The 19,707-nt window shown below is 67.4% G+C and carries 22 protein-coding genes and 3 pseudogenes; 17 read left to right on the top strand and 8 right to left on the bottom strand.

The features are described 5' to 3' along the window. Positions 1 to 8: 8 nt before the first annotated feature. Positions 9 to 296, bottom strand: a complete 288-nt coding sequence (locus ACFQ6X_RS21185) for a hypothetical protein (protein WP_383183555.1) — start codon at positions 294 to 296, stop codon at positions 9 to 11. 213 nt (positions 297 to 509) lie between these two features. Between ACFQ6X_RS21185 and ACFQ6X_RS21180 the strand changes: the two genes are divergently transcribed. The 4 genes from ACFQ6X_RS21180 to ACFQ6X_RS21165 all read left to right on the top strand — a co-directional run bounded on the left by ACFQ6X_RS21180 (position 510) and on the right by ACFQ6X_RS21165 (position 4,031). After that, on the top strand, positions 510 to 1,193 hold the full coding sequence (locus tag ACFQ6X_RS21180; RefSeq protein WP_383183553.1) for a TetR/AcrR family transcriptional regulator: 684 nt from the start codon (positions 510 to 512) through the stop codon (positions 1,191 to 1,193). Positions 1,194 to 1,273: 80 nt separating this feature from the next. Beyond that, positions 1,274 to 2,626 (top strand): MFS transporter, encoded by a 1,353-nt coding sequence (locus ACFQ6X_RS21175; protein WP_383183737.1) that lies wholly within the window; start codon positions 1,274 to 1,276, stop codon positions 2,624 to 2,626. Between the two features lie 249 nt (positions 2,627 to 2,875). Further along, the gene (locus ACFQ6X_RS21170) at positions 2,876 to 3,223 is read left to right on the top strand and encodes a hypothetical protein (protein ID WP_383183551.1); all 348 of its coding nucleotides are present in this window, start codon (positions 2,876 to 2,878) and stop codon (positions 3,221 to 3,223) included. 40 nt (positions 3,224 to 3,263) lie between these two features. Further along, positions 3,264 to 4,031 carry a transposase gene (locus tag ACFQ6X_RS21165; RefSeq protein WP_383183549.1) on the top strand — a complete coding sequence of 256 codons (768 nt, stop codon included), beginning with the start codon at positions 3,264 to 3,266 and terminating at the stop codon, positions 4,029 to 4,031. A gap of 53 nt (positions 4,032 to 4,084) precedes the next feature. Here the strand turns inward: ACFQ6X_RS21165 and ACFQ6X_RS21160 are convergent. Continuing rightward, positions 4,085 to 4,369 (bottom strand): annotated as a pseudogene (locus tag ACFQ6X_RS21160) (diadenosine tetraphosphate hydrolase); the annotation flags it as partial. A 363-nt stretch (positions 4,370 to 4,732) separates the two neighbouring features. On the opposite strand from ACFQ6X_RS21160, the gene ACFQ6X_RS21155 reads away from it, so the two are divergent. Continuing rightward, a complete protein-coding gene (locus ACFQ6X_RS21155) occupies positions 4,733 to 5,098 on the top strand; it encodes a hypothetical protein (RefSeq protein ID WP_383183547.1) in 366 nt (121 codons plus the stop codon). Positions 5,099 to 5,355: 257 nt separating this feature from the next. After that, positions 5,356 to 5,856, top strand: a complete 501-nt coding sequence (locus tag ACFQ6X_RS21150) for a GNAT family N-acetyltransferase (protein ID WP_383183545.1) — start codon at positions 5,356 to 5,358, stop codon at positions 5,854 to 5,856. 913 nt (positions 5,857 to 6,769) lie between these two features. Here the strand turns inward: ACFQ6X_RS21150 and ACFQ6X_RS21145 are convergent. Beyond that, positions 6,770 to 7,210 (bottom strand): hypothetical protein, encoded by a 441-nt coding sequence (locus ACFQ6X_RS21145; protein WP_383183543.1) that lies wholly within the window; start codon positions 7,208 to 7,210, stop codon positions 6,770 to 6,772. Positions 7,211 to 7,694: 484 nt separating this feature from the next. Between ACFQ6X_RS21145 and ACFQ6X_RS21140 the strand changes: the two genes are divergently transcribed. Further along, a complete protein-coding gene (locus tag ACFQ6X_RS21140) occupies positions 7,695 to 8,261 on the top strand; it encodes a hypothetical protein (protein WP_383183541.1) in 567 nt (188 codons plus the stop codon). Positions 8,262 to 8,322: 61 nt separating this feature from the next. On the opposite strand, the pseudogene ACFQ6X_RS21135 reads toward ACFQ6X_RS21140, so the two are convergent. Further along, a pseudogene (locus ACFQ6X_RS21135) lies at positions 8,323 to 8,561 on the bottom strand (ATP-binding protein); the annotation flags it as partial. A gap of 541 nt (positions 8,562 to 9,102) precedes the next feature. On the opposite strand from ACFQ6X_RS21135, the gene ACFQ6X_RS21130 reads away from it, so the two are divergent. Beyond that, the gene (locus ACFQ6X_RS21130; RefSeq protein ID WP_383183539.1) at positions 9,103 to 9,792 is read left to right on the top strand and encodes a DUF6882 domain-containing protein; all 690 of its coding nucleotides are present in this window, start codon (positions 9,103 to 9,105) and stop codon (positions 9,790 to 9,792) included. A gap of 14 nt (positions 9,793 to 9,806) precedes the next feature. Here ACFQ6X_RS21130 and ACFQ6X_RS21125 read toward each other — a convergent pair whose 3' ends face one another. The 3 genes from ACFQ6X_RS21125 to ACFQ6X_RS21115 form a co-directional block, all read right to left on the bottom strand. After that, the gene (locus ACFQ6X_RS21125; protein ID WP_383183538.1) at positions 9,807 to 9,929 is read right to left on the bottom strand and encodes a hypothetical protein; all 123 of its coding nucleotides are present in this window, start codon (positions 9,927 to 9,929) and stop codon (positions 9,807 to 9,809) included. A 143-nt stretch (positions 9,930 to 10,072) separates the two neighbouring features. Further along, complete coding sequence (locus ACFQ6X_RS21120; RefSeq protein WP_383183535.1) at positions 10,073 to 10,597, bottom strand: hypothetical protein; 525 nt, start codon at positions 10,595 to 10,597, stop codon at positions 10,073 to 10,075. 231 nt (positions 10,598 to 10,828) lie between these two features. Further along, a complete protein-coding gene (locus ACFQ6X_RS21115; RefSeq protein ID WP_383183533.1) occupies positions 10,829 to 11,434 on the bottom strand; it encodes a TetR family transcriptional regulator in 606 nt (201 codons plus the stop codon). A 94-nt stretch (positions 11,435 to 11,528) separates the two neighbouring features. On the opposite strand from ACFQ6X_RS21115, the gene ACFQ6X_RS21110 reads away from it, so the two are divergent. From ACFQ6X_RS21110 to ACFQ6X_RS21090, 5 genes are all read left to right on the top strand, one after another. Then, complete coding sequence (locus ACFQ6X_RS21110; RefSeq protein ID WP_383183531.1) at positions 11,529 to 12,569, top strand: NAD(P)-dependent alcohol dehydrogenase; 1,041 nt, start codon at positions 11,529 to 11,531, stop codon at positions 12,567 to 12,569. 909 nt (positions 12,570 to 13,478) lie between these two features. Beyond that, positions 13,479 to 13,742 carry a hypothetical protein gene (locus tag ACFQ6X_RS21105; protein WP_383183529.1) on the top strand — a complete coding sequence of 88 codons (264 nt, stop codon included), beginning with the start codon at positions 13,479 to 13,481 and terminating at the stop codon, positions 13,740 to 13,742. Positions 13,743 to 13,744: 2 nt separating this feature from the next. Then, a complete protein-coding gene (locus tag ACFQ6X_RS21100; protein WP_383183735.1) occupies positions 13,745 to 14,116 on the top strand; it encodes a fic family toxin-antitoxin system, toxin component in 372 nt (123 codons plus the stop codon). 220 nt (positions 14,117 to 14,336) lie between these two features. Beyond that, positions 14,337 to 14,969 carry a transposase gene (locus ACFQ6X_RS21095; protein ID WP_383183733.1) on the top strand — a complete coding sequence of 211 codons (633 nt, stop codon included), beginning with the start codon at positions 14,337 to 14,339 and terminating at the stop codon, positions 14,967 to 14,969. Further along, complete coding sequence (locus ACFQ6X_RS21090) at positions 14,966 to 15,439, top strand: hypothetical protein (protein ID WP_383183527.1); 474 nt, start codon at positions 14,966 to 14,968, stop codon at positions 15,437 to 15,439. The genes ACFQ6X_RS21095 and ACFQ6X_RS21090 overlap by 4 nt, the downstream gene beginning before the upstream one ends. Before the next feature lie 387 nt (positions 15,440 to 15,826). On the opposite strand, the gene ACFQ6X_RS21085 is transcribed toward ACFQ6X_RS21090, so the two are convergent. Further along, positions 15,827 to 16,738 carry a LysR family transcriptional regulator gene (locus ACFQ6X_RS21085; RefSeq protein ID WP_383183525.1) on the bottom strand — a complete coding sequence of 304 codons (912 nt, stop codon included), beginning with the start codon at positions 16,736 to 16,738 and terminating at the stop codon, positions 15,827 to 15,829. A 182-nt stretch (positions 16,739 to 16,920) separates the two neighbouring features. Between ACFQ6X_RS21085 and ACFQ6X_RS21080 the strand changes: the two genes are divergently transcribed. The 4 genes and pseudogenes from ACFQ6X_RS21080 to ACFQ6X_RS21065 form a co-directional block, all read left to right on the top strand. Further along, positions 16,921 to 17,553, top strand: a complete 633-nt coding sequence (locus ACFQ6X_RS21080) for an NADPH-dependent F420 reductase (protein WP_383183523.1) — start codon at positions 16,921 to 16,923, stop codon at positions 17,551 to 17,553. Positions 17,554 to 17,643: 90 nt separating this feature from the next. Continuing rightward, complete coding sequence (locus ACFQ6X_RS21075) at positions 17,644 to 18,579, top strand: SDR family oxidoreductase (protein ID WP_383183521.1); 936 nt, start codon at positions 17,644 to 17,646, stop codon at positions 18,577 to 18,579. 77 nt (positions 18,580 to 18,656) lie between these two features. Continuing rightward, the gene (locus ACFQ6X_RS21070; RefSeq protein ID WP_383183731.1) at positions 18,657 to 19,316 is read left to right on the top strand and encodes an NADPH-dependent F420 reductase; all 660 of its coding nucleotides are present in this window, start codon (positions 18,657 to 18,659) and stop codon (positions 19,314 to 19,316) included. A gap of 298 nt (positions 19,317 to 19,614) precedes the next feature. Continuing rightward, positions 19,615 to 19,698, top strand: a pseudogene (locus tag ACFQ6X_RS21065) (IS5/IS1182 family transposase); the annotation flags it as partial. Between the last annotated feature and the right edge of the window lie 9 nt (positions 19,699 to 19,707).

The raw sequence follows: 19,707 nt of genomic DNA, 5'->3' as shown, positions 1-19,707 counted from the left end.
TCAGTCTGTCATCCGCCCGACGCGCTGCGCGGGCATGGCTGGAAATTTCCAGAAGGATCTTGGGTGCCCCCGTCGATGGGGTGGGTAATCAACGGGGCCGAGAGGGTCGCCGCGGCGGCCGCGGCGACGATTCCGCGCCGGGCCGTCCAGCTGATGAACAAGCGCCACCAGGTCAGTTCGGGTCCGTCGGTGGCGGCGACGGCGACCAGCGGGCGGATCACCAGTTCCAGGAGGGCCACCGGGCCGACAGGGGTGATGCAGCGCCCGAAGCCGCTCAGAACGACGCATCGAAGCAACTGGTTTCCTGCGGGTGAAATCACTTCGGCCCTTCAACTCCAACACGACTCCGAGAACAGTGCCCCCAGCCCGCAGTGGGTTGGACAGGTGCGCTGTCTCAGGAGTGAGGGAGGGGTTTCGTCAACACGCACCAAGTCGCCCCGATCGAAGCGGGATTTCGCGGGGCAGGACATCCGTAGACAGTGTCTAGCAGGCCATGGTAGACACTGTCTATGAATCATCATCAGGGCGCCCTGCGCGAGCGATTGGTCGACGTCGGGGTGGAGTTGGTGATCGCCGAGGGTCCGGCATCACTGGGTCTGCGTGAGATCGCTCGTCGCGCCGGGGTGTCGCACGGGGCCCCCCGCCGGTACTTCCCGACCCACCATGCGCTGCTCTCGGCGATCGCGCGGCGTGGCTTCCAGGAGCTCGGAGCACGGTTCGAGTCCGCGCTGGCTGTGCCTGGCTCGGCCCGGACACGGCTGGAGGCCGTCGCGCGGGCGTACGTCCAGTACGCGCTGGATTGCCGCGGCATGTTCGAGCTGATGTTCCGTCATGATCTGCTCGAAGGGGCATCACTGCCGCCGGACCAGCCGAAACTGCGTGAATCCTCCCTGCCCTTGTTCGAGCAGATGGCCGGCTTGGTCGCACAGTGCCGCGTGGAGGCGGTCACGGGTGGCCGGAGCGAACCGGGCGAGAACGCAGCTCCGGACGACGGCGGAGCGGCGGTAATGACCGCCGCGTTGTGGTCGAACCTGCACGGCGTTGCCCAACTCTGGGCGTGGGGGAGCCTCCCCCTGGTCCTGGACGCAGCCCTGCCCCCGTCCGCATCGGCAGACGGGGATGGCCACACCGAGCGGCTCGACCAGCTGGTGGCGACGGTGCTGGACGCACACCTCGGCCCGGCGTCAAAGTGACCGCCTCAGCCCCACCGTCCGAAGCGTGCGCAGGCCTCGGCCGGCGGCCACTGGCGCTTTCGGTCAGCGTGGCCGGGGCGATGCTGGTGGCGATGGACGGAACAGTCCTGCTGGTGGCACAGCCCAGCCTGGGGCGCAGCCTCGGCGCGAACCTGGCTCAAGTCCAGTGGGCGAGCACCGGCTACCTGATCGCGGTGGCCGCGTTGTTGGTGGTGGCCGGACGGCTCGGTGACCGGTACGGGCACCTGCGGCTGTTGGTGATCGGGGTGCTCGGGTTCGGGGCCACATCGGCCGGTATCGCGCTCGCGCCCTCGGTTGGATGGGCGATCGGTCTGCGGGCCGCGCAGGGTGCGTTCGGTGCGCTGATGCAACCGGCCACCCTCGCACTGCTGCGACTGGCGTACCCGGCGGACCGCCTCGGCACGCCGATTGCTGTGCGCACCAGTGCGATCGCGGTCGCCGCCGGGGCCGGGCCGGTGCTCGGCGGCCTGCTGATCGCCCACCTCGGCTGGCGGTCCGTGTTCTGGATCAATGCCCCGATTGCGGTGGCCATTGCAGGGCTCGCCCTGGCTGCTCAGCCGCCGAAGCCTGGCACCCACCCGGGCCACCGCCCTGGTCCGGGGCACCTGGATCTGCCCGGTGCGGCGCTCCTCGCGGCGGCCGCGGCGGTGCTGGTGCATACCTTGGCCGAGGTGCCGGCACTGGGGTGGACGGCGCCGCGAACCCTGATCGAGCTCGCCGTCGTTGCCGCCCTCGCCTTGCTGTTCGCACAGCACGAACGCCGCACCGCGCACCCGATCGTGCCGCGCGCGGTCGCCGGCTCGGTACCGGTGGTCGCGTCGATGGGCATCTTGCTCGTCACCGCCGCAGCTCTGCACGGTGCCCTGTTCACCGCCACCTTCTACCTCCAGGACACACTCCACCTCGGCCCGCTCGCCACCGGCCTGCATGTGCTTCCTCTGACCGTGTTCATGGTCCTCGGCTCGCCTGCGGCGGGGCTCGCGCTGCGCCGATACGGCCCACGCCGCTGCGCCACTGCGGGAGCACTGCTGGTCGTGCTCGGCATCACCGGGCTCGCCCGGATCGGGCCCGGCACGGGCTGGCCGCTCCTCGGCGCGACCTTCGCACTGCTCGGCGCGGGCTTCGCCACCGTGATGGTTACCGCCACCGGATCGGTGGCCGGTGAAACACCGCCCGGGTACGCCGGGGTCGTCAGCGGACTCAAGCAGACCGCCATGAACCTCGGGCCGACCCTCGGTATCGCCGTCGCTGCGGGTGCCGCCCACCCGTCCGGCCCGGTACTGGCCCCCACCGCGCTGGCCCTGGCTGCTCTCGCCGCCCTCGCTCTGTTCCCCGCCCGGCTATTGCCCGGAACCCTGACCGCAGTCCCCTCACCGGTGCCCACTGGCCGACCGAAGGAGAGGGCGCGGTGAGTCCCGGTCCAGCTCTCGGGAGGCTCGAAATCTCCTTAAGACGAGAGCTAAGGGCTGTCCCGCTTTCCTATAGCAAGCCCTATTGGGCAGCTTGGTAGGATTCGCGCGTTGGGTGGCTGGCGGATCTGCGGGCCCTTGGACTCCAGGGAGGGCCAAATGGCAGTGAATTTCGCGTACCAAAACGTGGGTATACCGGATCTGTACCGCCGTGGCCTCCGTCCTGAAACGGCACCTCTCGAGGTACTGCTCGTGGACATCGAAGCCGACTTGGTCATCCGGGATGGCAGCCAGGTGGTGATGGCGGAGGGGCTGTTTCCGGTGGCTGAACTGGCGCGCGACCTAGTGGGTTGGCTGGGCCAGCTGGACGGCGACCGCGATGACTTCGAGTTCGACTCGATGTCTTACGCCGACGTGGGCGAGGTGCGGATTGTGGGGTCTGTCGAGGGATGGCGGGTCGGCTCTGTCTCCGAGCCAGGCTCGTGGACCTCGCCAGTTGGCTGGGATGTGCTCGTGTCGGAGATCGCGCAGTTCGTGACGACAGTCCGCAAGGACGTGGTGGCGCTTGGCGTCGAGCCCGGCCTGATCCCCGATCTTTGACGCAAGCCCGGTAGTGCTCCGGCTAGTGGATGATCCTGCCATGTTGGGTGTGATCACTGCGTCGGAGCCGTCATGGATAGTGCCGTTCACGGGGATGAGCCCGCGCTGCTTCAGCAAGCTGGTATCCGCGTTGCGGCGTGAGGGTGCCGACGAAGTGCGGCGGGGACACCCCTGGAGTCTGCAGCTGTCGGATCGCATTCTGCTGGTAGTGACCTACTGGCGTACGAATCTGACCATGCGGCGGCTCGCTCCGCTCTTCGGCGTCTCCAAGTCCGCAGCCGGCCGCATCATCGACCATCTCGGCCCGCTGCTGGCCCTGCGGCCCCGACGCCGCTTCGCCAAGGACACCGCCCTGATCGTCGACGGCACCCTCGTGCCCACACGCGATCACACAGTTGCTGAGCAGTCGAAGAACTACCGGTACTCCACCAACCATCAGGTCGTCATCGATGCCGACGGCCGCCTGGTTGTCGTGGTCGGCCAGCCTTTGCCAGGCAACCGCAACGACTGCAAGGCGTGGGCGGAGTCCGGGGCCAAAGCCGCTGTCGGCAACACCACTACGATCGCCGACGGCGGCTATCCGGGCACCGGGCTCGTGATGCCCCACCGGCGCCGGAACGGCGAAGACCTGCCCGAGTGGAAGCAGGCACACAACAAGTCCTACAAGCAGGTACGCGCTCGAGTCGAGCACGCCTTCGCACGGATGAAGACCTGGATGATCCTCCGCGACTGTCGCCTCAAAGGCGACGGCGTTCACCACGCCATGAGCGGCATCGCGCGAATGCACAACCTGAACATCACCGGATAGGCGAACGGATGCACAGTGCAACGGCGTTCGCGTCCCTCAGGTGATCATTGCGGGACAAGCCTTAGGTTGACTCGGCGGAAAGCCGGGTCCAGCCGCCTACAGGCACGCTCGACCGCTTCCCCGAGCTGGTCCACGTCGGACAGGAACGACAGCCGCTTCGTCCTCGGCAGGTCCGACAGCTGCTGCACATCCGGCTCGTCCACGAGCAGAACCGAGTAGCCCAGCAGGAACTGAATATCCCCGATCACCGCGAACCCCGACGTCAACCGTCGCAGCACGGTCGGGTTCTCGCCCCTCAGCGCAGTTCCGATTCGGTCCATCCGCCAGTCACCAGTCATGGCCAGGACCTACATTCTGGTGATCAAGGAAGGCTCCTCGGTCCCCACCTTCCTCACACACTTCGAAGACCCAGCAAGTGGTGGTGAAAGCGGCCCCGGCCGATTTCAAAGACATCCATCAACCTCGCGCGCCGAGGGCTTGGGCTGCCTCCTGCTGACGATCTCACCTGCGAACAGCCCGAGTTCCCCGGAGAAACACACCCCCACCGAGCAGCGGCGCTCTTCAAGGCGAAAACGGCTTCCCTAAGTATTGCGAGTCCCACGAGGAGCGGGGCCGGCCCTAGCGTCGGTGGTGTTCCGACGATCCGCATCCCAACGGGGGGTTCATGCGGAGTCGTACGGCGATGCAACGGAGGGAATCCGATGAACAACTTCAAGCGTGCGCTCGCGAGTGGCGCCGCGGCCGTCGCTCTCGCAGGCGGGTTGCTGGGCGCGAGTGCGGGGTCGGCGGGGGCGGCCGAGAGCGACTGCCCCGAAGGGGCCGTATGCATCTACCCCGAGGGCAAGAGCGCCGATACCAGCAAGCCGACCGACATCTACTGGTCCCGTGGAGTCCACAAGCTCTACAACCAGGAGAACAGGCACTGGGTCTACAACAACCAGACCGACGGCTGGACCGTGCGGCTGTGCAAGGGGGGCAACGGCACGGACTGCGGGCCGAAGCTCGCGCCGGACTGGCTCTACTGGCGTGACCTCTCGCCGATCAACTCGATTCTCATCGAGCCGTAGTCAGGACGCGGTTCAATGCTGGTCCGGCGGGCGACAGTCCGCGCCCGCCGGACGGGTCAGCAGCGCTCCGCCCAGACGTGGGACCGGGGCGACCCTCGGGATCGTCGTCCTGGACGGCGTGGTCCCCGGGCCTCCTGGTCGACGTCGTCGAGCCCACCGTGGATGGTGCGGACGACGCGTCGTCGCAGAACACAGTTGTCCGTCCCACCTGGCCTCAGTTGCCCCGGCTTGGGGAGCGGCGTCGATAGGGTGTCGCCATGTCGTATTCGCCGATGCCGCTCCAACTCGACACCGCTCGGCTGACGTTGCGTCGGTGGACCGAGCCCGACATCGACGCGCATCGCGTGCTTGTCGCCGAACGGGGTGGTGGCATGCCATCGATCGAGGACAACCGGCGGATGATCGAGGATCAGCGGGCTGCGTCGGCGCTGACAGGGATTGCTCTGCTGCCCGTTATCCGCCGAGATGTGGGCGACTTCATCGGGTATTGCGGGCTCACTGTCGGTCGGGCTTCTGTTGACGAGCCGGAGATCGCCTATGAGCTGTTCCAGCGCGCGCACGGACAGGGCTATGCGACCGAGGCGGCTTCCGCGGTGCTCGATAGCGCGATCGCGACTGGACGGAAGCGCCTCTGGTCGACGGTGCGTGCCTGGAACGCGCCGTCCTTTCGCGTTCTCGACAAGCTTGGGTTCGAGCGCGACCACGTCTCGACCGATGACCGCGGTGAACTGGTGTGGCTCACCCGTTCCCTGCCGTAGGGGCGTGCTGCGGTCAGTCCGACGTGGCTCCGCCACGTCGGAGGCACCACCGCTCAGCCGGTGCTCGGTCCGTGCAGGGTAACTTCGCTCCCGCTTTCGCTGCCGACGGCACCCTGCTATTTCTCTCCGGCTGGGGGACACAAATTCCGCCGCTGATAAGAGCGAGAGTCAAGGCGGCTGTATGTGTGCGCTGCCGGAGGTCGGCGAGGCCAGGCACCCGCCTGACCGCATCCGGCGCCTACACTTCTCTCTGCTTGTCGCCCGATGAAACCACCCTCTATGCACTGCACAGACGATCGGCAGCCTGGATCGAGTGGTTCGGCTGGATGCCGTCACAGCCGGTCAAGAACCCGCCTTCCTCAGGGCCCCGGCGACCCCGACCCGCTTCCCGGCACGCCGACCGAAGTGCACGTCGAGGCGGACGACAGCTTCCCGTTGCGCGCCCTGGCTCGCGCTGCCCGAGGGTGTCTCGGGCCGAGCGCCCAGCACCGCTGATCATTGCTCCGCAAATGGCGGACTGCAGATGTCCTGGAGCGCCTGGACATGGTTGTGGAACCCACGGCCGTTCGCGGCCTGCGGCTACGCGGCGCCGCTACCGGATCCAGCGCTGTCTGCCGGCAACGAGCAACGCGTGCGGGAGCGCGGTCGGGGCAAGTACGGCGGTCAGACCTACGACGATCACCTCGCGCTGACGGACGCGGCACTGGCACGCGACAACCTCGACGCCACCAGGACCGGCCTCGCCGACTGATCCCACGGCGGCTACCTGGTCAACCGGGCCGCGACCCTCACTGACCGCTCCAACCGGCGACATCGACCCGTAGCTGGGCACGGGCGAGCGTTGCAGGTCAGCTCGTGCAAAGTCAGGGCGGTGTGGACCGATGGTTCAGCTCGATGCGCTGGTGATCCCTGGTCAGCGGCGGCCGGTGGACAGGGTCACGAGGAACTGGCCGCCGCCCGGCTCGATGTCGGCGGTCACCGGCAGCCCCGGTACGAGTCGGGAGAACCGGTCCACCAGCCAGTCCGCCGCCTCCTGGGCGTCCCGCCTGGTCGGACAACGGCCCACCATCTCGCGGCCCCCCTTGCGCTCCAGCCTCCCGGCAACGGTGATCAGCGGCGCGGGTTCGACCACGTACAGGCTGTCCGGCCAGGCGATGACCACCTTGACCGCGCCCTTGCGGGTGTTGCATCCGCGGTGCGCGAGCCGCTCGGCGACCTTGGCCTTCCGGTCGGCAGTCCGGCTGTCGACGCTGGGCCCCCGCGGGTCGTTGACAGACTCATTGGGGTCGACCGCTTCGTCGCACACCCAGCACCGCCAGCCGTCGCGCTCGGCCACATCATCAAGGAGACTCATCCGAGCAAACTAGCCTGCCCGGCCGCCACCCCGCACACCAGGGCCCCGGCGCGTTCAGCTCAAGGTCGTGCAGGAAGAGGCACCACTCCGGTTCCAGGCCGTGCTCAGGCCCGAACGCCTCCGGCTCAGGTCCGCGCAGTCCGCAGCACGTACTGGCCGACGACGTCGGTAGGACCCCGTGCTCATCGCTGGGGGACGTGAACGGTTACGCGTCACCCACGCCTGGTGAAGCACCGGGTCAGCTGGGGCGACCGGCGATGATGACGGCCTCGTTGTAGTGGACGCACGGTGACGTCCAGTACCGGAACCTGATTGAGCCAGCCCCTCGGGCGGTCCGAAGCGGCACCAGGGCGCATCCGTTGCTGATGGCGGCTTGAATTGGCCCCGAGTGTTGGTGTGACGAGGCCCCGCCAAATGGTTCGGTGTCCGTTGCTGGGAGAATTGGTTGGTTCGAGTGCGGCCAGTGAGATGACCGGAGGAGCGAGTGACTGCTCAGCAGCCCCTTGATGAGGTTCCGGTGACGGTGGCCACGGACGCCGGAATGTTCGTCCTGTGGAATCCGCAGCGGTTCGAGAACGTCGTCGACTACGACACCTGGGAGGACGAGCTCCTGGAGGACCTGGACATCGCCCGTCATATCCAGGCGGGTGCTCTTGTTCCGCTCAACGTCGGTGGAGACGGCGCATTCGGGGTTCTGGTCCGTTCAGGAACTGCGATCGCACAGGCCGGATTGACCCAGCGGGAGGCAGCCCACTGTCTGGTCGCCTCCCAGCCCTACCTCTTCGTCTCCTGCGGGCGCGCGCTCGTGGGTGGCATCGAAGAAGTCAGCGGGGACGCCTCGGACGGCGTGCTCGAACACTCCGTGCCCGAGGGCAGGTATGGCGTGGTCGTCCACCTCATCGACTGGCAGGCCGAAGCCGGCAGCCAGGACGAGGCCGGGCGGCCCGTTCCGGGAGCGCTGTCGGACTTCGTGGTGCTGATCAACCCTGTTCAGTCCGGTCAGGGAACCTTCCGGAGTGTGGTGCAGACGTTCGAGGCCCCGAACGGCTGACTTCGACGGACCCGGTTCAGATCGCTTTGAGTTTCTGCTGGGCCTTGGTATGAGTGAGGCGCTATGACTCGGTGCCCGTCTCGATGATCGCGTCGTGAAGGTGAGACGGTCGACGATCGCCGCGCAGAGCCGAGGGTCGGTGAAGGTCCTGGTCCAGCCTCCGAACGATTCGTTCGAGGCGATGGCCATACTGTTCCCTTCCTCCCTCTCGGCCAGAACCTGGAGCAGCATTCCGGCGCCCCGCCGGTCAAGGTTGAGATAGCCCAGCTCATCGATGCACGAAAGATCGACACGACCGAAGTCTCATTCGGTTGACGGGAACGAACGCCGTCCAGCAAAGGGGCGACCGCCCCGACCGGAACAGTCGCTTCTACAGGTTCTCCGTATTTCAGAAGCGGTCGCATCTCTCAGCAACCCGTACATCCACGGGGTGCCCGCCAGAACACGCGTGTACGAAAGTCGTGCCGTCGTCCGCCTTCGGGGGAGCAGGCGGGCGTCGGTTCCTTCGGCCAGAGGCTGTGGAGCAACTCCATTGTTTTGGAGGGGATGTGAGGGACCTGCCAATCCCGTGTTCTTCCTTGCCGGAGACGATGAGTCCGCAGGGCGGTGAGGTCCTCGCAAGATGTCCGGTCCTCGGCTTCGATGTCGAAGCTGCTCGAGTCGTTCTCCTGGCAGAGCCGCCGGTCAGGTGACACCACATCCGCCGGATCACGAACAGCAAGGGGGAGTCGTGGTCGACCCGAAGGCCGGAGGCCCCGTTGCGGAGCCACGAAGAAGGTATCGGCGGGGGAACAGGGCCCGGGCTACCTGTCGTTGGGTCTCGCCCCCTACGCTCGTGATCATGACAAACGGATTCAGCGACCAGTTCCTGCTCGAGGCGGAAAGGCACTCCGTCTGGGGCGCCGCGCAGCTCGAGGCGCTCATGGAGTTCCTGCCCGAGGCGCCGTGGAGCGCGGACCTGCCGACATGTTCGTACCAGCAAGGAGAGGTTCAGCTACGGGTCGGTGTCCTTGGGACGTACGACATGGAGGGGGGTTCCTGGCTGTGGGGCTGGGCAAATCCGGGGCTCGGCGGGAGTGAGGTCGTGGCGTTGTCCGCTGCGGTGGCACGGTACGGGCAGGCGCACGGGATTCCTGAGTTCACCGCTGAGGAACTCGATCTTTCCGGGTTCGACGATCCTCGGCGGGCCGCCGAGATGCTGGCCTTCGCGGGGATGGGGGTGGCCAACGCTCCCGGGTACATCGGACAGCCCGCAGGGCCCGGTACCCAGGTGTACTTCCTGCCCGACGACCCGAAGGTGCCGAGCGCCGAGCTCGATCCGGTCGCCCTGCCGCGCGTGCTCATGGCCGGGGTCTCGCTCATCGGGCGTTCGCCACGACAGGCCGTCACGGGGTACTTCGAGCACCACGGGGTGCCGCAGCGCGTGGAAGGGGACCAGCTGATCGCCGATCTGCCGACCGGTGACGCCGCCGTTGTCTCCTTCGACCGGATGGGGCGGATCGGTAACATCCGGCTCACGGTCAGCGGCTGACCCGAACCGTCCGTTCAGCCCGGCGTGAGTTCCTGGGTGAGGACGTGTCCGACCAAGGCGATGGGGACGGCCTTGCCGGATTCGCGGTCGCGGAGGTGGCAGAGGATGACCCGGGGCCGCCCTATGACTTTGGTCAAGCGGGAAACCTCAGCATTCGCGCGAACAGTAATCGGAGCCTGGGCGGGAGACCGCTGTGTTCCACCATCGCCACACCAACGAGTCTGGCGCCACCGAGTCGGCGGTGGCGCCAGAACCCAACACCTTCATCGGCCTTCTACCACTAGGAGACGTTCGTGGTGCGGGTCGCGCGGGTGACCTTGCAGCCCCTGCTGTCGTTCTCCTTGCCGGAGCCGACGTAGGGGGCTTCCACATCCATGGTGTAGTTGTTGAAGGCGGCGACCGTTATGTCGTCGATCGTCCTGACGACCGGTGCCACACTTGAGCTGTCGCCGTCGAACTGCACGGTGATGTCGTAAGTCTGGTCCGTCGTGGCCGAGTTGGTGATGTACAGATGCCCCTGCAGTTGCGCGGCCGCCGAGTCGATGGAGCAGTACTTGAACTCGACGTCCGTCATGGCATCGACGGGGCCGGTCGCGGACCCGGCGGTGGGGCTCTCCACGGTGTCTTCGCCGCCGGAGACAGAACTGCCGTCCGTGTCGTCGTCGTAGTGGCCGCCGCCGCTGGAACTGCTGGAACCTGAGCTGTGATCGTTGTCGCAGCCGCCACCGCGCGAGCCACGCGCACCGGTCAGCGTGATCAGGACGATGCCGAGAACAGCGATCGCACGGACATGGCGTGTCTTCACGATTCAACCCCCGCTTACACGTGTGGATATGGTGCAAGCGTACGTAGGGCGCTGTCACGTTCACAGACCGGGTGACCAGCCGCCTCGACCCGGCCCTGTCCATCCGGGCGACGGTCCCGGCCCGCGCACCTCACAGGGGAAGCAGCCGCAGTTCCGGTGTGAGACCTGGGCTCCGGTCCTGGTTGGGGCCCAGGCAACATGTGTGAGTGTCGCCAGGGGTGTTGGTGGCAGTCATGAGGGGGATGCATCGCCTTTGCCGGCGGTGGCGTTGTGGACGCAGTCGCGGAGCAGAGCGCGGCGCTGGTTGTGTACGTCATCGGGTTCTTGGCTGCTGGCCGCATATACGTTGCTGACCGGTGACCAGGCCATGGACATGGCGATGACCATGGCCATGATGTCGAACGGGTCGCCTGCGCGGACCCGCCCGGTGGCCTGGGCCTCGGCGATGGCCGTGAGCTTGCGGTCGTCGTAGTGCTGGTGGGTCTCGACGAGGTGCCCGGCAGGCCGACGCTCCAGTCGTGTCCAGGTCGCCAGCCGGATGAGGTCGGGGCGGCGCAGGTACTCGTCGTAGAGACGGACGGACCACTCCGCGAGATCGTCGGCGTCGATGGGCACCACGTTGGTGATGCGCTCCAGCGAGCTGAGGAAGATCGCGTCGAAAAGTCGCTCCTTGTCGCCGAAGTAGGCGTAGAGCTGTGCCTTGTTGGTGCGCGCTGCCGTCACGATGCGTTCGATGCGGGCCCCGGCGATGCCGTGCTGGGTGAACTCTTCGGTGGCGGCGTCCAGGATGCGCTGATAGGTCGCGGCGCCTCGCGAGGTCTGGGGCTGTTCCGGCATGCCCGCACTCTACCAAACAGAACAGTTGGTTTGCCTTGGGGTGCGGTCGCACCTACTCTGCAACAGACAGAACGGTCTGTTTAAGGAGTCACGTATGCGAACGACCGACGGATGGCAGGCAACCGGCCCGACGGCACTGCGGCGCGCGTCGCTGGAGCGCCGTGAGCTGCGCCCGGATGACATCGCGGTGCAGGTCGACTACTGCGGCGTGTGCCACACCGACCTGCACGCCCTGCGCGCCTACGACCAGCACGCGAAAGCGCCCCTGGTGCCCGGTCACGAATTCACCGGCGTGGTGGCCGGGACCGGCCCCGAGGTGACGACCTTCTCGGTCGGCGACCGCGTCGCGGTGGGCAACATCGTCGACTCCTGCGGCGTGTGCGCCATGTGCGAAGCCGGACAGGAGAATTTCTGCCACTCCTTCCCGACTCTTACCTACGGCGGCACCGACCGACAGGACGGGTCGACCACCCTGGGCGGCTACTCCCGCGAGTACGTCGTGCGCGACGCCTTCGCCTACCCGCTCCCCTCCGGCCTCGACCCGGCCGCAGCCGCCCCGCTGATGTGCGCCGGCATCACCGTCTGGGAACCCCTGCGCTCCCTCGGCGTCGGCCCCGGAAGTCGCGTCGCCGTGGCCGGCCTCGGCGGCCTGGGCCACCTCGCAGTCAAGATGGCCGTGGCACTCGGCGCCACCACGACCGTCATCAGCCGCACCCAGGACAAGCGCAACGATGCCCGCAGGCTCGGCGCTCACGACCTCATCGCCTCCACCGACACCCAGCAGATGGCCACGGCACGCGACACCTTCGACGTCGTCATCGACACCATCTCCGCCCCCCACGACCTCGCCCCGTATCTGAAGCTGGTGGCGATGGACGGCACCCTCAGCCTCCTCGGGTACCTGGGACCCGTCACCGTCGAGGCCACGGACCTGCTCATCGGCCGCAAGAAGCTCAGTTCCGCGGGCAGCGGAGGCCGCCTGGCGACGGCCGAGATGCTCCAATTCTGCGCCGACAACAGCATCGCCGCCGACATCGAAGTACTCCCGTCGTCACAGGTGGACACTGCACTCGACCGCCTCCGGCGAAACGACGTCCGCTACCGCTTCGTGCTCGACATGTCCGACCTGGACTGAGGAGACAGTTGGCCGGGCCATGGCATGCGTACCGGACAACGGCGCGCGCATGGCCTGGCACTCGGCCCTCTCACCAGCGACCCTTTGCCCGAGCAAGATCAAATTGGGCTGGGGGAGACCACCAAGAAGCTGATCGGCTCTCAGAATCAGGTCGCGCTCAGCGGAAGCGCCTCTGACCCGGCTGTCCAACTCGGTGGGGCGACGGGAAGGCCATGCCCGCACCACAGGGGCGGCTGGCTGCCTCTGCTGCGCAGGCGTTGTCCTGCCCGCGGATGGGCTTCCAGGCGTCGGCGGAGTTTCTGGCGGATGCCGAGCAGTCGACTGCGCGCAGCTCGTAGGCGAGCTCGACGAGGGCATTGTTGCGGGCCGTGCGAGGCTGGACGCCGAGTGGGTGGAGGTGGCGGACCCGCTGGCTGTGGCTGAGGTGCTGGCTCGGGAAGCGCCCCGGGAGCAACCAGCGCCCCGACGACATCAGCTGCGTCCCGGCCGTCACCACCGAGGCCGGCCCTGTCCCGGAGACTGCTCCCTACAGCGCCTGCTGGGAGGACTGCGGAGCCTGCTCGGAGGCGCAAGACCTGTGCCGCTGGCACGCAGGCTTCCATGCGGGCGAACAGTACATCCGGGAGCTGCTGACCACCCTCGCCACCGACCCTCTTGCCCTGGGCCAGCTTCAGGAGCGGCACGACGACCTCGAGCACCAGCGCGCTGGAGTGGCCGCTGCTGAGACCACTGCCCAATCCTGTACTTGACCCGCAAGCCAAGGCCGGACCTGGTGAGTGACGGCATCGGGGCCGGGCCTTCTTTGCCTTCCACGCCTTTCCGTATCCGAACGGGATGGATTCCGAGGCGGGCCGTGCGGTCCAGCGCTGCCAGCCCCGCGAGTGCTACCACCCTGCTACCTTTGGTGATATGAGCAGCGACAAGAAGCAGACCCAGCTCCGGCTGGCCCCCGACGTTCTCGCCGCCGGCAAGGGCGCCGCCGCTGCCCGGGGCCTGGACTTCAACAAATACGTGGAGCGCCTTATCTCCGAGGACACCACTGGTGCCCGCTCGGCCGGCATGGCCGCAGCCCAGCGCCTGATCGACACCCAGAGCGCCTTCCTCGACGACCTGGAGGCCGACCTCGACGCGCAGCACACCCCGGCCGCGCAGAACCGGGACGCCGCTGCGTGAGCATGTCCCTGCACGTCGACCTGTCCTGGATCCTCGAAGTCGCCGAGCGGGCAGGCAAGCACGACCCCGCGCCCGACGACCTCGGTGTCCCGCTCGCTGCCGTCGCCCGCCACCGCGCGGAGCTCCTCGAGCAGCCCGTTTACGGCGGCGCCTACGCCCGCGCCGCCGCCCTCGTCCACACCCTGGGCCGCTGCCGCTGGCTGGAGCGCTCCAACCTCACCGTCGCCTGCGCCGTGGCGGTCATGTACCTCAACGCCAGCGGTATCCCCGCCGACCCGGACCGCGACCAACTCGCCGCCCTGGCTCAAGAGCTCTACAACCCCCGCTGCACCGCGGCGAGCATCACCGAGCAGTTGCGCACCTGGCAGGGCTGACGCGGCCAGTGTCGGTCAGGCGTCGCACCCTTACTGCAGGGAGGATGCCGCGGCGCGCACTTCGAGGTAGAAGTGCGCCATGGACCCTGACCTATCTGCCACCGACTACGTCTATGTCTGGGCCGACGGTGTCCACCTGCCTCCGCCTGGAAGAGGCGAAGGCCGCCGTGCTGGTGCTGATGGGTGCGCGCGGACGGCACGAAGGAGCTGACCGCAGTGACTGACGGCTACCGCGAGTCGCCCGAGGCATGGGCAGGGCTACTGCGGGACTGCTCCTGCTTTCACCGGGGGATGCGAGCCCGGTTTTGGCAGTCGGCGACGGCGCGCTCGGCTTCTGGCATGCACTGCACGAGCTTTCCCCGACACCCGCCACCAGTGGTGCTGGGCCCACAAGACCGCCAACGTCCTGGACGCCCTGCCGAAGTCGGCCCAGCCGGCCGCCAAGCGCGCGGTCCAAGAGATCTACAACGCCGAGGACGAGGAGCACGAGGTCAAAGCTGTCGCCACGTTCGCCAAAACAGTACGGGGCGAAGTGCCCCAAGGTCATCAAGTGGATCACCGACGACAAGGACGAACTCCTGGCGCTTTGTCGATTCTCCCGCTGAGTATTGGTCCCATCTGCGGACCACGAACCCCCTCGAGTCGACCTTCGCCACTGTTGGGCTGCGAACCAAGGTCACCGAAGGCGCCGGGCAGCCGGGCCGCCGCGCTGAGCATGGTGTTCAAGCTGATCGAATCCGCACAGGCCCGCTGGCGCCCGGTCAACGCACCCCACCTCGTTGTCCTGGTCCGGGCGGGTGCCCACTTCGAGCGGGACCAACTGGTTGAGCGGCCAGAAGGGATCGCGGCATGATCAGCCCTCACTTCAACGAGGAGCCCGCCGAGCACCGGCGCTTCGCCAACTACCTGCAGGCTCTGGAGGCCGTCGCCGAGACGGAGGAGGCCGGCCTGGTGGCTGCCGTCCTGAGTGATGAGGACGCAACGATGGCGGACAGTGCGGTGGGCCGCCATCTGGACCGCCGGGTCACCGACTTGCTGACCGACCCCCGGTTCACGGCCTGGGCCCGGACCATGACGGAGGTGATCGCGGAGCGCGACTTCCTCACCGGTCGCTTGCACGAGTGGACCCTGCTCAGAAACATCGCGCTGGGCAAATCGTGGGCCGACGATGAGATCACCACCGCATCCGACTGGTTCCAACGCACGGCCGCAACCATGCAGATCGTGACCTCCCCCGAGGCCCTCAGGCTGCTGGCCGAACGCGGACGAACCCGCCGCGTCCGAAACGCAGCGAACCATCGGCTCCGGAACCTGCCCAACTGACCTGATCCACAGGTCTTGACGAATCCTTACGGGGGAGACCGGCGACGGGCTTCAGGAATTCGAGGACGTCATTCCGGCCCAGGGCGCCGGCGCGCGGCGGGTTGAACAGACGGCCACCCGCATCTTCAGGGCCTCCCAACCGTCCACGCTGCTCGTCAGTGAGCGGGCCCATCTGGGCCACGCCAGCCCGAAACGAATGCCAACAGCGTGGCAGCCGACCTGAGCCGCGTCCGCAGACGTACTTCCGGTCGGTCTCAGGTGCTTCGGGGCACCTCGGACAACTGCTGGCCGAAGAACGGAACCAGCTCGGCGGTCAGCCGCAACAGCACCACTGCGTCAGACCACTTCACTCTTCAGCGCATGATGAACGGGGGCCGGTCGAACTGCTCAAGCGTGCCTTGAGACGGGATCGCCTCCAAGCTGCCACATCTCATAGTTCCCGCATTCTGCCGTGATCTCGGCCGTCGACTGAGCCGCAGTGACGAAGTCATCCACCACCGGTGAGGTGTGCGATGCCGCCACCGCGAGGCACACCTGGTCGGGCGCCAGATCCGGGATGGGCACATAGACGACGTCCGGATGCGAGTAGAACACGGACGCCGAACGGGCCAGGAAGGAGATACCCCGTCCGGCCGCGACATGCTCGAGCGTCTCGTCCACCCCGCGCACCGAGTACCCAGCATTGAGGAGCGGGCGCTTGGTGGGCTGCGTGCTCGGGGCACCGTTCCAGACCAGCGTTTCGCCGGCCAGGTCGGCTTCCGTGACCTCCTGCTTGCCGGCAAACCGGTGTCCGGCGGGCAATACCGCTACCCGCGGCTCGGTGTACAGCGGGGTGACGCGCAGGCCGGCCTCGTCGATGGGCAGCCGTACATAGCCGACGTCGATGCGGCCGTCGAGCAGCATCGCAGCCTGGTCGTCCCCTTCGATCCGCTGCACGTCCACGAACACGTCCGGGTGCCGGTCCTCGAACGCACGGGCCGCAGGGATGACCGCAATGCCAGCCCGGAAACCGACCATGAGCCGCCGCTTGCCACTGGCGGCCGCAGACACCCGGCGGCGTACCGCGTGGGTGGAGGCGAGCAGTGGGCCGGCATCGGCCAGCAGTTGCCGGCCCGCATCTGTCAGCTCCACGCCGTGGCGATCCCTGGTGAACAGCGAGGCGCCGAGATCATGCTCGAGCGCGCGGATCTGCCGGCTGAGCACCGGTTGTGCGATGTGAAGCTCATCGGCGGCGCGGCCGAAATGCAGCCGTTCGGCCACGGTGACGAAGTAACGCAGTTTGCGCAGATCCAGATCCATATAACCCCCCTGGCCGTGGTGATACCTCCAGGGTATCACCACGGCTTCAATAGGTCTTGGACGCCACTCGGGCCAGATGGCAGCATAAAACCAGGCGCTTAAGGGCGGCCAAGTGAATTCGGCACAGAAATTCGACATTGGAATGTGAGAGCAGGGCCAAAGCCCGGAAAGCAGGAACACCGATGAGCGGCATCAGCATAATCGGACCGGGAAACATGGCCCGTGCTCTGGCCGGCCGGGCGCTGGCCGGCGGCAACACCGTCGAGATCATCGGCCGCGACCAGGCGAAGGCCAAGGAATTGGCCACCACGCTCGGCGGCGCCACGGTCGGGCGGTTCGGGGCCGCCCCGAACGGGAACATCGTGATCCTCGCCGCGCCGTACGCCGGCGCGGCGGCGGTTGTGAGGGAGTACGGGGACGCGCTGCGCGGCAAGATCATCGTCGACATCACCAACCCCGTAGCCCCCGACATGCAGGGCTTCGTCGTCCCCGACGACAGTTCCGGCGCACAGGAGATCGCCAAGGCGGCTCCCGATGACGCGCATGTCGTCAAGGCGTTCAACACCGTGTTCTCCCACGTTCTGGCGGCTGGCCGGGTCGAGGGCCGTCCTCTGGACGTGTTCATCGCCGGCGACGACGCGCAGGCGAAGGCACGCGTGTCGGCGTTCGTCGAGAGCCTGGGGCTGCGTCCCTGGGACACCGGGGAACTGTTCATGGCGCGGGCACTGGAGAACGTCGGTCTGCTGGAGCTGGGCATCATGAACCACTCCGTCAAGCACGTCATTTTCTCCCTCGGTATCAGCTTTCTCGGCTGAGCGAACCCATACCAATACCTCGTGCTGCATTACGCCAGTTGCCCTATGGGCACGGGAAGATCCTGCACTTACCCTCGCAAGGGAAATTAAATGCGTGTATTCGTTGCCGGGGGGACCGGTCATTCCGGTTCGTATATCATCCCCGAACTCATAGCTGCCGGGCACGAGGTCACCGGCCTGGCCCGGTCGGAGGCTTCCGCGGCGACCCTGTCCGCGCTCGGCGCGAAGGTGCGTCGCGGCGACCTTCAGGATCTCGACGGGCTCAAGGAGGCAGCCTCGGGCTCGGATGGCGTCATCCATGTCGCCCACAGGCAGGATCTGCTGCCCTCCGGAGGGATGGACGCCGTCGCCGCTGCGGAGCTCCCGATCATGCTCGCGTACGGCGAGGCACTCGCGGGAACCGGAAAGCCGCTGGTCACGGCTGGGAGCATGGGCTCGCCCGGGAACCTGGAGCGGCCGGCCACCGAGATGGACCCGGCCCTCCCCGTCGGCGAGGAGCACAAGGGCACCCTGCGGGTCCGCAACGTCGTGGAAAGGTCCGTTGTCGACCTCGCCGAGCAGGGGGTGCGGTCTTCGGTCGTCCGGATCGCCAACATCGCGCACAGCGCGACCGACCGTGCCGGCTTCCTCCCCACGCTGATCGCGCTTGCGAAGGAAAAGGGGTTCGTCGGCTACCACGGCGACGGCGCGAACCTGTGGAACGCCGTGCACATCCACGATGCCGCCACCTTGTTCCGCCTCGCGCTGGAGAAGGGGCCGGCCGGCAAATACTGGCACGCGGTAGAGGACGGGGGTATCACGTTCCGCGACATCGCCGAGGCCATCGCCGGCCGCCTGGGCCTGCCCGCCGTGAGCGTTCCCGACGATGCCCTGATGACGCCGGGGTACTTCGGGTTCCTCACGAATATCGTCACGCAGAGCTACCCGGCGTCCAACCTCATCACCCGCCGGGCCCTCGGCTGGGAACCCGCCCGGCCCGGCCTGCTCGCCGATCTGGACAACGGCCACTACTTCCCCGTCGGCTGACGGCGGGAACCCGGATCGAAAAAGCCCGGCAACCGGCAAGTTCGTTTCTACTGAAGGACGTTGAGACTGTGACGACTGTGGCAATCATCGGAAGCGGAAACATCGGCAAGACCCTCGCGCGACTCGCTGTCGGGGCCGGGCACCAAGTGGTGCTCAGCAACTCGCGCGGTCCCGAAACGCTCGCGGACATGGCCGAGGAACTGGGGCCGCGGGCGTCCGCGGCGACGAGCGAAGCGGCCGCGGCGGCCGGTGACATCGTCGTGGTCACGGTGCCGGTCAGAGCCTTCCCCCATGTGCCCGCCGCGCCACTCGCCGGGAAGACGGTCATCGACACCTGCAACTACGGCCCCGAGCGTGACGGGCACATACCCGAGCTCGACAGCAAGTCCCTCACCTCAAGCGAGTTGCTTCTGCGGTACGTCCCGGACGCCCTGCTCGTAAAGGCGTTCAACAACATCTACTTCAAGCACCTGCTGTCACTCGACCGCCCGGCAGGTGCGGCCGACCGCTCCTACTTGCCGATCGCCGGGGACTCCGCACCGGCGAAGGCGGCGGTGACCGCATTCATCGACTCCATCGGCTACAGCGTGGTAGACACGGGAACGCTGGCCGACAGCTGGCGGCAGGCGACGGGCACGCCGGTGTGGGGAACACCGTACGGGCCGTACTCGAACGAGAAGGGCCAGCCGGTCGGCGAGGACGCCATCCGCGCCGCACTGGCCACCGCAACGCGGTAACCGTCAATTGGCGCGGACCGCAATGTGGTCCGGCCGCGCCGGCCCCCGCCCGGGGATACCGGGCGGGGGCATATTTCGCACGCAAAGGCGTAGAATCCAGCGAAGGTTTGCCCCTGCGCCTCGTCGCACGGACTCAGGTTCGACGTCGCTGGGTCAAGGTCGCGAACCGCTCCCTGTACGGCCAACTGCCCGCGCAGATTCGTGTTGGCCTCCTTGCGCCGGTGGTTGTCGATCTCCAGGACCTGGACGATCCGGGCCAGGAGCTGCGCCTGGGCGCGGACCCTCTGTGAGGTCCTGCGGCCCCTCACCTGTCGACCGCGCCCGCCCCGGTTCGAAGCACCACCTGATCATTGACCGACACGGCGCCCCACTCGCCGTAACCCAGCTCCTT

It is taken from the genome of Streptomyces sp. NPDC056452, assembly GCF_042796085.1.
Classification (GTDB): Bacteria; Actinomycetota; Actinomycetes; order Streptomycetales; family Streptomycetaceae; genus Streptomyces.
This window is presented reverse-complemented; position numbering and strand designations above follow the sequence as displayed.